We start from the raw sequence: 11,120 nt of genomic DNA on the forward strand, positions 1-11,120 counted from the left end.
GTCAACCCGGCGCCAGCGGAAGGTGGAAGCGCATCGTGCCGTCGTAGTCCTGCCACCCGGCGGACCGGTACAACGCCTGCGCGCCGGCATTGTCGGGCGTGGTTTCCAGTTCCAGCCGCAGGGCACCGTCCGCCCGCGCGAACTCGGCGGCGGCGCCCAGCAGGGCGCGGGCAACACCCGCGCGGCGGCAGGTGGCGGCGACGAACAGGTCGTTGAGGATCCAGGTCCGCGCCAGCGCGACCGAGGAGAACATCGGGTACAGCTGGGTGAAGCCGGCGATGTCGTCGCCGTGCCGCGCGAGCAGGATCACCGATTCGTCGCGCTGCAGTCGCGCGGACAGGAAGGTGCGCGCGGCAGCCCGATCGCTGCGCTGCCCGTAGAACACGCGGTAGGCATCGAACAGCGGCGCGATCGCTTCGGCATCGTCCACGCCGGCACGGCGGACGGCAAGGCTCACGCCGCCTCCGTCAGCCGGGCGAGCGCGTCGGCCTCGTGCTCGCGCGAGAGGCGCTCGACCAGCGGCTCCAGGGCGCCCTCCATCACGTTGGGCAGGTCGTAGAGCGTGAGTCCGTCGACGCGATGGTCGGTGATCCGGCCCTGCGGATAGTTGTAGGTGCGGATGCGCTGGCTGCGGTCGCCGCTGCCGACCTGCAGCTTGCGTTCCGCCGCGGTGGCCGCCGCCTGCTTCTCGGCCCGCGCCTCGGCCAGCATGGCCTTGAGGCGCTTCATCGCCTTGTCGCGATTCGCGTGCTGGCTGCGCTCGCTCTGGGATTCGACGACCACGCCGCTGGGCAGGTGGGTGATGCGGATCGCCGAGTCGGTCTTGTTGACGTGTTGTCCGCCGGCCCCGGAGGAACGGAAGGTGTCGACCTTCAGGTCGGCGGGGTTGACCTCGATCGGCGGACCGTCCTCCTCGACCGGGATGATCGCGACCGTGGCCGCGGAGGTGTGGATGCGGCCCTGCGACTCGGTCTCGGGCACGCGCTGCACGCGGTGCGTCCCGGATTCGAACTTGAGCTGGGCGTACGCACCGCGGCCGTCGACGCGCGCCACGACCTCGCGGTAACCGCCATGCTCCCCGGGATTGGCGGATTCGACCTCGACCCGCCAGCCCTGCCGCTCGGCGTAGCGCGAATACATCCGGAACAGGTCGCCGGCGAAGATCGCCGCCTCGTCGCCGCCGGTGCCGGCGCGGATCTCCAGGTAGAATCCGCCGTCGTCGCGTGCGTCGCGCGGCACCAGCAGGGCCATCAGCGTGCGTTCGATGGTGTCCAGGCGTGCCTGCGCGGCCGCGATCTCCTCCTCGGCCAGGGCCCGCAGCTCCGGGTCGGCGCGCATCGCGTCGGCGGTGGCGAGGTCGTCGCGTGCGCGGCGCTCCTCGGCCAGCGCAGTCGCCACCGGTTCGAGTTGCGAGAACTCGCGTGAAAACGCGCGGAAGCGGTCCTGGTCGCCGGCCACCGCGGGATCGGCGAGCAGGCGTTCCAGTTCCTCGCGGCGTTCGGCCAGCGCCTCGAGCTTACGGCGCAGGGTCGGCAGCATCGTCGTCCCCCGCGTCGGGATCCAGGCGGGTGTCCACCTCTTGCAGCGGCAACAGCCGCTCGATCGCCCGCATCAGTTCCGCGTCGCCGGCGACGACGGCGTCGCGCAATACCGCGGTCGGTGCGTGCAGCAGCCGGTTGGTGAGCGTATGGGCAAGGTAGTCAAGCACCGCGTCCGGCGATCGTCCCGCTGCCAGTTGCCGCCGAGCACTGCGCAGCGTGTCGATGCGCAGGCGCTCGCCGTGGGCGCGCAGCCGTTTCAACGGTGCATCGCGAGTCCCGGCGGCCATGCGCCTGACGAAATGCGCGACCTGCAGGTCGATGATGTCCTCGGCGCCGGCCGCCGCCTCGCGCCGTCCCCGGCGATTGTCCTCCACGCTGCGTTCGAGGTCGTCGACGGTGTACACGTAGGCGTCGTCGAGCTCGGCGACGTCGGGCGCGACGTCCCTCGGGACGGCGAGGTCCAGCAACAGCATCGGCCGATGCTTGCGCCGGGCCAGCGCGTCGGCCACCTGCGCGCGCGCCAGCACGGGCTCGCGGCTGGCGGTGGCGGAGAACACCACGTCGGCGAGGTAAAGGTGGTGTTCGAGTTCGTCCAGCGGCAGCGCCACGCCGCCGTGGCGGGAGGCGAGGTCCTGGGCGTGGGCCAGGGTCCGGTTGGCGACCAGCAGGCGCTTGACCTTGGCCTGCGCCAGATGGCGCGCGGCCAGCTCGATGGTTTCGCCCGCGCCGATCAGCAAGGCGACCGAGTCCGCGGGACGCGCGAAGGATTCCTGCGCCAGGCGCACGGCCATCGAGGCCACGGAGACCGGGCTGTTGCCGATGCGCGTTTCACTGCGGGCGCGCTTGGCGGTCACGAAAGCGTGCTGGAACAACCGGTCGAGGCGCCCCCCCAGGGTGCCGGCGCTGCGGGCAGCGGCCCAGGCCTGCTTCACCTGGCCCAGGATCTGCGGTTCGCCGAGCACCAGCGAGTCCAGGCCGCTGGCGACCCGGAAGAGATGGCGGACCGCCTCGCCGTCGCGGTGCCGGTACAGGTAGGCATGCAACGATTCATCGCCAGCCCCCGGGTGCGTCGCCAGCCAGTGCGCCAACGCGTCGCCCCCGTCATCGGCGACGGCGTACAGCTCGGTTCGGTTGCAGGTGGAAAGCAACGCGACTTCACTGACCTGCGGCATGGCGTGCAGGGTGGCCAGCGCAGCGGACACGGCGGGTTCGGCAAACGCTACCCGTTCACGCACGGCGACCGGCGCGGTCTGGTGGTTGATGCCGATGGCCAGCAGACTCATTCGGGCGTCATCCGTTCAGGTGCTTGCGATAAGCTTCGGGCATGGCAATCCGACATTTTACGGCCCCGCGGCGAACGCTGCCCGCACGATCCGCGTGCTGCCGGCACGAGCGTCGCGCGATGCGCTTGGCGGCCGGCCTTGCCGTTCTCGCAGCCTGCGTCGTCGGCCCGTCGTGGGCGCCGGTCCACGCGGCGGCGCCGGCCCGCACGCCCGACGCCATGGAAGCCACCCTTGCCGGGGAATATGCCCTGCAGGCGGGCCGCCTGGACGAAGCCGCGACCTGGTACCTGAAGGCCGCGCAGGCCGCCGAGGGCGATGCCGGCCTGGCCGAACGGGCGACCCGGATCGGCCTCCTGGCAAGCGACGACAAACGCAGCCGGCAGGCGCTTGCGCTCTGGCACGAGCGGGCGCCGCGGTCGCTGGCCATGCGGGCCGCTGAAGCCACGCTGGCCATGCGCGATGGCGATGCCCCGAAGGCCCGGGCCCGGCTCGAGGCATTGCTGCGTGACCCGGACCCCCGGGGATGGCGGCACGCGCTCAGCGTCCTGGCCGGCGGTGGCAAGGACCAGGCGCTGTCGGCGCGCGTGCTGGGCGAACTCGTCGACGCCGGGGCGATCCCCGACCAGCTGCAACCGTGGCTGGCGTTCGGCGGGCTGGCGCAGCGCCTGGGCGAAGACGCGCTCGCCAAACGCATCGTCGATGACGTGGTCGAGCGTTTTCCCGGCGAACCGCGCGTCGCGCTGCTCCACGCCAGCCAGCTCCGTGAGTCGGGCGACCGCGAGCGGGCCCGCGGGGTGCTGGCGGAAATCGCAGCCCGCCCCGGACTGGGGCAGGACCTTCGGCTGGCGGTCGCCGCCGAATACGATGCCCTGGGCGACTTTCCTTCCGCCGCGGAAGTGATGTCGCGCGGGCCGCAGGACGAACAGAGCTATCGCATGCGGGCGGCGATGCTCGCCAAGGCAGAGGACAAGGCCGCGCTGACCTCCCTCTACCAGGACCTCAAGCGCGATTCGGCCGACCCGGATCCGTCGCGCCGCCTGCTGCTGGGCCAGACGGCGGAATTCCTGGAACGCCATGCCGAGGCGCTGGAATGGTATCGAAGCGTCCCCGGCGGGGAAGCGCGCTGGCAAGCCCGCATGCGTGCCATCACGGTGCTCCACAAGCTCGGCAGCAGGCAGGAAGCCTTCGAGGCCGTCCGCCAGTTGCAGCAGGATGCCTCCGCCAGCGACGAAACCCGCCGCGACGCCTACCTGCTCGAGGCCGAGTTGCACAAGGACGACGACGACTTCCAGGGCGAACTGGACGCCTACGCGCGCGGCCTGGCCGCGTTCTCCGACGAGCCGGCGCTGCTGTATGCCCGCGGCCTAATGTGGGAACGGCGCGACGACATCCCGCGGGCGGAGGCGGACCTGCGCCGCATCCTGGTCGCCGACCCCGAGAACGTGGCCGCCCTCAATGCGCTTGGGTACACCTTGGCCGATCGCACCTCGCGTTACGCCGAGGCCCTGGAATTGATCGATCGCGCGCGCGCGGCCGAACCCGACAACGCCGCGATCATCGACAGCTACGGCTGGGTCCTGTTCCGCCTGGGGCGGCTGGACGAAGCCCTGGTCGAGCTCAAGCGGGCATTCACGATGCAGAAGGACCCCGAGATCGGTGCGCACCTGGGCGAGGTGTTGTGGCGAATGGGGCGCAAGCAGGAGGCCAGGGAGTACTTCGAGCAGGCGCGCAAGCTCGATCCGGAGAATCGTTCGCTCAAGCGCGCCTTGGCCGAAACCGGCGCGGCGGAGCCGGAGGCATGAGGCTGCGTGCGTGGGTGCTGGCCGTGGCCTGCGTGGCTTCGCTGCCGGCCTGCGTCCCGCGGCCGGTGCGCGCGCCGATCGCCGATCTGCCGCAGGGCCAGCGCGCGGAGGCCGAGCAGGCGCAGGTGGCGCGCGAGGCCGCGCTTGCCGGGCAGGCGCGGTGGACCTTGCAGGGTCGCGCCGCGATCTCGCGCGGGGACAAGGGCGGCAGCGGCCGCATCGACTGGCGGCAGGAGGGGCAGTCGTATCGGCTTGCACTGAGTGCGCCGGTGACGCGGCAAAGCTGGAGGCTGGTCGGCGACGCCAGCCATGCGCGCATCGAAGGCCTGGACGGTGGTCCGCGCGAGGGCGCCGATGCCTCGCAGCTCTTGCTGGAGGCCACCGGCCTGGAGATCCCGGTGGCGGCGCTCGCCTCCTGGGCGCGGGGCGCGCGGGCCGACGAGGACCGCTTCGGTCCGGCGCGCCTGCATTTCGATGCCGAGCGGCGCCTGGCCCGGCTCGTGCAGGGTGGCTGGACCATCGACTACCTGGCATGGCAAGGCGGGCAAGGCGCCATCCCCAGCTTGCCGACGCGCCTGGACGCAGCGCGGGGCGATGCCCGGGTCCGCCTGATCGTCGACGCCTGGAACACGGAGGGTGGCGGCCCGCCGGCCCAGGCGGCGGCGGACGGGGCGGAGGACCGGTGACCGGGGACACGGGCTGGTCGACCTGGCCGGCGCCGGCGAAGCTGAACCTGTTCCTTCGCATCACCGGGCGCCGGGAGGACGGGTACCACCTGCTGCAAACGGTCTTCCGCCTGCTGGACTGGGGGGATACCGTGCACCTGCGCCCGCGGGCGGACGGATTGATCGTGCGCCACGGCAGCGACCTTGAGGCGATCCCCGAAGCAGGTGACCTGAGCCTCTCCGCGGCCCATCTGCTTCGAAAAGAATCAAATTGCACGCAAGGTGCAGACATCTGCGTCGAAAAACGCATTCCAAAGGGCGGCGGCATGGGCGGCGGGTCTTCCGATGCCGCAACCGTCCTGTGCGCACTCGACGCATTGTGGGGGCTGTCCCTGGGTACCAGCCGGCTTGCGGAGCTCGGGGCGGGGTTGGGAGCCGACGTCCCCGTGTTCGTCCATGGCCGGAACGCATGGGCCGAGGGCATCGGCGAGCAGTTGGCACCGCTGGACCTGCCGCCCGCCTGGTACCTGCTGGTCGACCCGGGAGTGCGCGCGCCCACCGGGGAGCTCTTCCAGGATGCGGAATTGACGCGTAATGCCGCGCCCGCGACAATATCCGACTTCGTTTCAGGTGCTCCGCTCGGCAATGCCTTCGAACCGGTGCTGCGCCGCCGCGAACCGGCCGTGGAGGCCGCCTTCGCCGCGCTGTCGCGCTTCGGCTCGCCGCGCTTGACCGGATCGGGCAGCGGCTGCTTCGTCGAGTTCGCCGAGCGCGGGGCCGCCGAAGCCGCGCGATCGGCGCTGCCGGCCGGGATCGCAGCCTGGGTGGCGGGCGGCGCGCCGCGATCGCCGTTGCTGGATGCGCTGGACGCGTGGAGCGAAACGGGATCCACCAGCCCTCGTGGTTAGAGGGTGCATTGCGGCCTGGCCGCAATGCGTACATGGCAGCGGGACGACGGCAGCCGATGGAGCGCCGAAGCCCGACCGCCGCGGTCTTACGTAGGGGCGTCGCCAAGAGGCCTAAGGCACCAGGTTTTGATCCTGGCATTCGCAGGTTCGAATCCTGCCGCCCCTGCCAATCCGGACGCGCCGTCCTCGGGCTCCCTCCCATTGCAGCGCCCCACCGCAGAAGTCAGAGCGACGCGGAGACACCATGAAGGAAGATCAAAACCTGCTGATCTTCTCGGGTAACGCCAACAAACCGCTGGCAGAGGCGGTTTGCGGCGAACTCGGGATCCGGCTCGGCAAGGCGCTGGTGTCGACGTTCTCCGACGGCGAGGTGCAGGTAGAGATCGAGGAGAACGTGCGCCGCCAGGACGTGTTCGTGGTCCAGTCCACCTGCGCGCCGACGGCGGTGAACTTCATGGAGCTGATGGTGCTGATCGACGCGCTCAAGCGCGCCTCGGCCTCCAGCATCACCGCGGTGGTGCCGTACTTCGGTTATGCGCGACAGGACCGGCGTCCCCGGTCGTCCCGGGTGGCGATCACGGCCAAGGTGGCCGCGAAGATGTTCACGGCGGCGGGGGCCGACAACGTGCTGACCGTCGACCTGCACGCCGACCAGATCCAGGGGTTCTTCGACATCCCGGTGGACAATGTCTACGCCTCGCCACTGCTGCTCGCCGACATCTGGCGCGCGCACGGCACGGACAACCTGATCGTGGTCTCGCCCGACGTCGGCGGCGTGGTCCGGGCCAGGGCGATCGCCAAGCGGCTCGACGACGCCGAACTGGCGATCATCGACAAGCGCCGCCCGAAGGCCAACGTGGCGACGGTGATGAACATCATCGGCGACGTGGCGGGCAAGACGTGCGTGCTGGTCGACGACATCGTCGACACCGCGGGCACCTTGTGCGCGGCGGCGGCGGCGCTGAAGTCGCAGGGGGCCACCAAGGTGGTCGCCTACTGCACGCACCCGGTGCTGTCGGGCGCGGCGATCGACAACATCGCGAAGTCGCAGCTCGACGAGCTGGTGGTGACCGACACCATCCCGCTGTCGGACGCGGCGCAGGCCTGCTCCAAGATCCGCCAGCTGAGCGTCGCGGAACTGCTGGCGGAGACGATCCGCCGGATCGCGTTCGGCGAATCGGTCAGTTCGCTCTACGTGGATTAGGCGTTCTACCGCGGATCGGGCATCCTGCCCGCCCCGCAAGCACCGGCCAGCGGCACCGCCGCAGTCCGGTGCCGCGACGGGCTGGCGCCCGCCGCCCCGGCGCATCCGTGTGCCGGAACCGGCTCCGGTCGAGCAGACAGGCTCTTCCGGCCGCCGGGTCCCCATTCCCGATTCCCGGGAACACCGGCTCCCCTGGTCGCGGGGGAGTCACCAACGCCGCCGCGAGGCGGTCCATCGCAACAAGCAGCACAGTGAGCAAAACAACCATGGCAACCGAACACAAGATCACGGCGACCAGCCGCACGGACGAGGGGAAGGGTGCGAGCCGCCGCCTGCGTCATGCCGGCCAGGTCCCGGCCATCATCTATGGCGGCGGCGCCGAGCCGCAGAGCATCCAGCTTGAGCACGAGAAGACCTGGCTCGCCAGCCAGAACGAGTGGTTCTACTCGTCGATCCTCTCGCTCGACGTCGACGGCAAGGCCGAACAGGTCCTGCTGCGCGACATGCAGCGCCACCCCTACCGGCAGCAGATCATGCACCTGGACTTCCAGCGCGTCCGCGCCGGCGAGAAGATCCGCGTCTCGGTGCCGCTGCACTTCCTCAACGAGGACGCCTCGCCCGCCGGCAAGGCCGCCGACGTGGTGGTGAGCCACGAGCACAACGAGGTCGAGGTGAGCTGCCTGCCCAAGGACCTGCCGGAGTACCTGGAGGTCGACCTGGGCGAGCTGTCGCTGGGCGACACCGTCCACCTGTCCGAGATCAAGCTGCCCGCAGGCGTCGAGATCCCGGAGCTGAAGCTGGGCAAGGAGCACGACGTCGCGATCGTGGTCGCGCGCCACGGCCGCGTCGAGGAAGAGCCGGCCGCGGAAGAGGGCGAGCTGGATGCCGACGTCCCGGCGACCAAGGTGTCCGACGACGACGAGGACACCGGGGATTCGGCGGCAGCCGAAGGCGAAGAAGGGACCGGCGAGGACAAGTGACGCCGGCGTCCCGGCGCGGCCAGCCAGGTCGCGCCGGGGCGTGTCGTCATGGGTTCCGGGATGGACGGTCTGCGCCTCATCGTCGGGCTGGGCAATCCCGGCGCCGAGCACGCGCACACCCGGCACAACGCCGGGTTTCGCGTGGTGGATGCGCTCGCCGCGCAGGCGGGCGAGCGGTTCAAGGTGGATGCCAAGCTGTTCGGCGAAACCACCCAGGTCCAGTTGGGCGGGCAGGCGGTCCGATTGCTGAAGCCGTCGACGTTCATGAACCTCAGTGGCAAGTCGGTGACCGCCGCGCTCCGGTTCTGGAAGGTCGAACCCGAGCAGGCGCTGCTGGCCCACGACGAGCTCGACCTGACCCCGGGCGTTGCCCGCCTGAAATTCGATGGCGGGCACGGCGGCCAGAACGGGCTGCGCGACACCATGCGCCTGCTCGGCCATGGGCGGTTCCATCGCCTGCGCATCGGGATCGGACACCCCGGGCACAAGGACCGGGTCACGGGATGGGTGCTGGGACGGGCCTGTGCCGCGGACGACATCCTCATCGATCGCGCCATCGACGACGCGATCGATGTCCTGCCGCTGGCGGTCGAAGGCAACTTCGACGAGGCCATGAAGCGGCTGCACACACAACGCGCCGGGTGACCGGCAGGCAGTGACCCGGAACGGGGAGGCGGCGGGATCGCCGATCCGACCCCCGCCTGCCCCATCCCCGCAACCGGAGTACACATGGGCATCAAATGCGGCATCGTCGGCCTGCCCAACGTCGGCAAGTCGACCCTGTTCAACGCGCTGACCAAGGCGGGCATCGCCGCGGCCAACTTTCCCTTCTGCACCATCGAGCCGAACGTCGGCGTGGTTCCGGTGCCCGATCCCCGCCTCGGGGCCCTGTCGGCGATCGTCAAGCCGCAGAAGGTCATCCCGACGGCGGTGGAGTTCGTCGACATCGCCGGCCTGGTGGCCGGCGCGGCCAGCGGGGAGGGCCTGGGCAACAAGTTCCTGGCCCACATCCGCGAGGTCGATGCGATCACGCACGTGGTGCGCTGCTTCGAGGACGCGGACGTGGTCCACGTCAACAACCGGGTCGATCCGATCGCCGACATCGAGACCATCGACACGGAGTTGGCGCTGGCGGACCTGGACTCCGTCGAACGCGCCCTCGACCGGGCCCAGCGCTCGGCCAAGACCGGGGACAAGGACGCCAAGGCGCGGGCCGAGGTGCTGGCCCGGGTCCGCGAAGGCCTGGACGCCGGCAAGCCGGCCCGCGCCCTGGGGCTATCGGACGAGGATCGGGGCGAGCTGCGCGACCTGTTCCTGCTGACCCTGAAACCGGTCATGTACGTGGCCAACGTGCTCGAGGACGGGTTTGAGGGCAATCTCCACCTGGATGCGGTGCGCGCGCGTGCGGTCGCCGAAGGGGCCGAGGTGGTCCCGGTCTCGGCCGCCATCGAGGAAGAGCTGTCCCAGCTCGACGATGCGGACCGCGACGAGTTCCTGGCCAGCCTGGGCCTCGAGGAGCCGGGCCTGAACCGGGTGATCCGGGCGGCCTACAAGTTGCTGGGCCTGCAGACCTACTTCACCGCCGGGCCGAAGGAAGTCAGGGCGTGGACGGTGCGGGCGGGCTCGACCGCGCCCCAGGCCGCCGCGGTGATCCACACCGACTTCGAGAAGGGCTTCATCCGCGCGGAGACCATCGGGTACGACGATTTCCTCCGCTACCAGGGGGAATCCGGCGCCCGGGACGCGGGGCGGCTGCGCCTGGAAGGCAAGGAGTATCGCGTTCAGGAAGGAGACGTCCTGCATTTCCGGTTCAACGTCTAGGCCGGATTGGGGCGTTTGCGGGTGGCCCGGCGGTCAATCCTCCCACCGGGGAGCGTCCGGCCGCGCTTGGCCGGGCTGCGCTCCGGGAACATGCGTTGCCGCCCCGCGAAGGCCCCTGGCAGGGCAATCCCGGCGGCACGCCGCGTTGACAGGAAATCCCGCGCAGGTCAAAATCGCGGGCTGTTTCACGGATTCGGGCAAGATCAGGCACACCGGAGGGATACCCAAGCGGCCAACGGGGGCAGACTGTAAATCTGCTGGCTTACGCCTTCGGTGGTTCGAATCCACCTCCCTCCACCACTTTGCATTGCGTCACTGAATTGCGACGACGCCGAAAGGCACCAACGGTTCCGCACGGTGCGGGAGTAGTTCAACGGTAGAACCTCAGCCTTCCAAGCTGATGGTGCGGGTTCGATTCCCGTCTCCCGCTCCATTGAAATGCTTCAGGCCCGGCAACAACTCGCTTCAGGCCCGGCAACAACTCGAATGCTGTCACCGGCGCAGGACGCGCCGGTCGCGCGACGCGAAGGCGGCGCGCGGCAGCGAACGGAGGCCTGGCCTCCGGGGCATCGGGCCGCCGCGCTGGAGCGCGGTCGTTCCGGACAACATGTAACGCCGCTCACGTAGCTCAGTCGGTAGAGCACCTCCTTGGTAAGGAGGAGGTCGATGGTTCGATTCCATTCGTGAGCACCAACCAGGCCTGGGCCGAGACGGATTGGATCCAGCGTCTCGATCCGGGCAAACAGCAAGCAACCACCGCCACCCACAGTTCAAAAGAGACTTAGCAGCCATGGCCAAGGGAAAATTCGAGCGCACCAAGCCCCACGTGAACGTGGGAACGATCGGTCACGTGGATCACGGCAAGACGACGCTGACGGCGGCGCTGACGAAGATCGGCGCGGAGAAGTTCGGTGGC

The 11,120-nt window shown here is 70.1% G+C and carries 11 protein-coding genes and 4 tRNA genes; 12 read left to right on the forward strand and 3 right to left on the reverse strand.

What is annotated here, in order from left to right:
* Position 1: 1 nt before the first annotated feature.
* The 3 genes from ABD970_RS12230 to hemA are packed head-to-tail and all read right to left on the reverse strand — an operon-like array spanning position 2 to position 2,824.
* Positions 2 to 457: a GNAT family N-acetyltransferase gene (locus ABD970_RS12230; protein ID WP_345295802.1), complete on the reverse strand. Its 456-nt coding sequence runs from the start codon at positions 455 to 457 to the stop codon at positions 2 to 4.
* Positions 454 to 1,539, reverse strand: coding sequence for a peptide chain release factor 1 (gene prfA / locus ABD970_RS12235; protein ID WP_345295803.1), 1,086 nt, complete (start codon positions 1,537 to 1,539; stop codon positions 454 to 456). Before prfA ends, ABD970_RS12230 begins: the two co-directional genes overlap by 4 nt.
* Complete coding sequence (hemA, locus tag ABD970_RS12240; RefSeq protein ID WP_345295804.1) at positions 1,517 to 2,824, reverse strand: glutamyl-tRNA reductase; 1,308 nt, start codon at positions 2,822 to 2,824, stop codon at positions 1,517 to 1,519. Before hemA ends, prfA begins: the two co-directional genes overlap by 23 nt.
* A 119-nt stretch (positions 2,825 to 2,943) precedes the next feature.
* Between hemA and ABD970_RS12245 the strand changes: the two genes are divergently transcribed.
* From ABD970_RS12245 to ABD970_RS12300, 12 genes are all read left to right on the forward strand, one after another.
* Positions 2,944 to 4,626, forward strand: a complete 1,683-nt coding sequence (locus tag ABD970_RS12245) for a tetratricopeptide repeat protein (protein WP_345295805.1) — start codon at positions 2,944 to 2,946, stop codon at positions 4,624 to 4,626.
* Positions 4,623 to 5,312 (forward strand): lipoprotein insertase outer membrane protein LolB, encoded by a 690-nt coding sequence (gene lolB / locus ABD970_RS12250; protein ID WP_345295806.1) that lies wholly within the window; start codon positions 4,623 to 4,625, stop codon positions 5,310 to 5,312. Before ABD970_RS12245 ends, lolB begins: the two co-directional genes overlap by 4 nt.
* Positions 5,309 to 6,199 carry a 4-(cytidine 5'-diphospho)-2-C-methyl-D-erythritol kinase gene (ispE, locus tag ABD970_RS12255; protein WP_345295807.1) on the forward strand — a complete coding sequence of 297 codons (891 nt, stop codon included), beginning with the start codon at positions 5,309 to 5,311 and terminating at the stop codon, positions 6,197 to 6,199. Before lolB ends, ispE begins: the two co-directional genes overlap by 4 nt.
* Before the next feature lie 92 nt (positions 6,200 to 6,291).
* Positions 6,292 to 6,368 (forward strand) — tRNA-Gln (locus ABD970_RS12260).
* 75 nt (positions 6,369 to 6,443) lie between these two features.
* Complete coding sequence (locus ABD970_RS12265; protein WP_345295808.1) at positions 6,444 to 7,403, forward strand: ribose-phosphate diphosphokinase; 960 nt, start codon at positions 6,444 to 6,446, stop codon at positions 7,401 to 7,403.
* A gap of 266 nt (positions 7,404 to 7,669) precedes the next feature.
* Positions 7,670 to 8,383 (forward strand): 50S ribosomal protein L25/general stress protein Ctc, encoded by a 714-nt coding sequence (locus ABD970_RS12270; protein WP_345295809.1) that lies wholly within the window; start codon positions 7,670 to 7,672, stop codon positions 8,381 to 8,383.
* A gap of 60 nt (positions 8,384 to 8,443) precedes the next feature.
* The gene (gene pth, locus ABD970_RS12275; protein WP_345295810.1) at positions 8,444 to 9,028 is read left to right on the forward strand and encodes an aminoacyl-tRNA hydrolase; all 585 of its coding nucleotides are present in this window, start codon (positions 8,444 to 8,446) and stop codon (positions 9,026 to 9,028) included.
* An 84-nt stretch (positions 9,029 to 9,112) separates the two neighbouring features.
* Entirely contained in the window at positions 9,113 to 10,204 is a 1,092-nt protein-coding gene (gene ychF / locus ABD970_RS12280) for a redox-regulated ATPase YchF (RefSeq protein ID WP_345295811.1), read from the forward strand.
* A gap of 214 nt (positions 10,205 to 10,418) precedes the next feature.
* Positions 10,419 to 10,504, forward strand: a tRNA-Tyr gene (locus tag ABD970_RS12285).
* A gap of 59 nt (positions 10,505 to 10,563) precedes the next feature.
* A tRNA-Gly gene (locus ABD970_RS12290) sits at positions 10,564 to 10,637 on the forward strand.
* Positions 10,638 to 10,821: 184 nt separating this feature from the next.
* Positions 10,822 to 10,897: transfer RNA gene (locus ABD970_RS12295), tRNA-Thr, on the forward strand.
* Positions 10,898 to 10,994: 97 nt separating this feature from the next.
* The coding region (locus ABD970_RS12300; RefSeq protein ID WP_345295823.1) for a GTP-binding protein at positions 10,995 to 11,120 on the forward strand (126 nt) is incomplete at its 3' end.

It is taken from the genome of Luteimonas vadosa (assembly GCF_039543545.1).
Classification (GTDB): Bacteria; Pseudomonadota; Gammaproteobacteria; order Xanthomonadales; family Xanthomonadaceae; genus Luteimonas; species Luteimonas vadosa.

What these genes read in the sequence shown, in the direction of transcription:
- lolB (WP_345295806.1), top strand. Translation starts at nt 4,623, where the DNA reads ATGAGGCTGCGTGCGTGGGTGCTGGCCGTGGCCTGCGTGGCTTCGCTG.
- ABD970_RS12265 (WP_345295808.1), top strand. Translation starts at nt 6,444, where the DNA reads ATGAAGGAAGATCAAAACCTGCTGATCTTCTCGGGTAACGCCAACAAA.
- pth (WP_345295810.1), top strand. Translation starts at nt 8,444, where the DNA reads ATGGACGGTCTGCGCCTCATCGTCGGGCTGGGCAATCCCGGCGCCGAG.
- ABD970_RS12245 (WP_345295805.1), top strand. Translation starts at nt 2,944, where the DNA reads ATGCGCTTGGCGGCCGGCCTTGCCGTTCTCGCAGCCTGCGTCGTCGGC.
- prfA (WP_345295803.1), bottom strand. Translation starts at nt 1,539, where the DNA reads ATGCTGCCGACCCTGCGCCGTAAGCTCGAGGCGCTGGCCGAACGCCGC.
- ABD970_RS12270 (WP_345295809.1), top strand. Translation starts at nt 7,670, where the DNA reads ATGGCAACCGAACACAAGATCACGGCGACCAGCCGCACGGACGAGGGG.
- hemA (WP_345295804.1), bottom strand. Translation starts at nt 2,824, where the DNA reads ATGAGTCTGCTGGCCATCGGCATCAACCACCAGACCGCGCCGGTCGCC.
- ychF (WP_345295811.1), top strand. Translation starts at nt 9,113, where the DNA reads ATGGGCATCAAATGCGGCATCGTCGGCCTGCCCAACGTCGGCAAGTCG.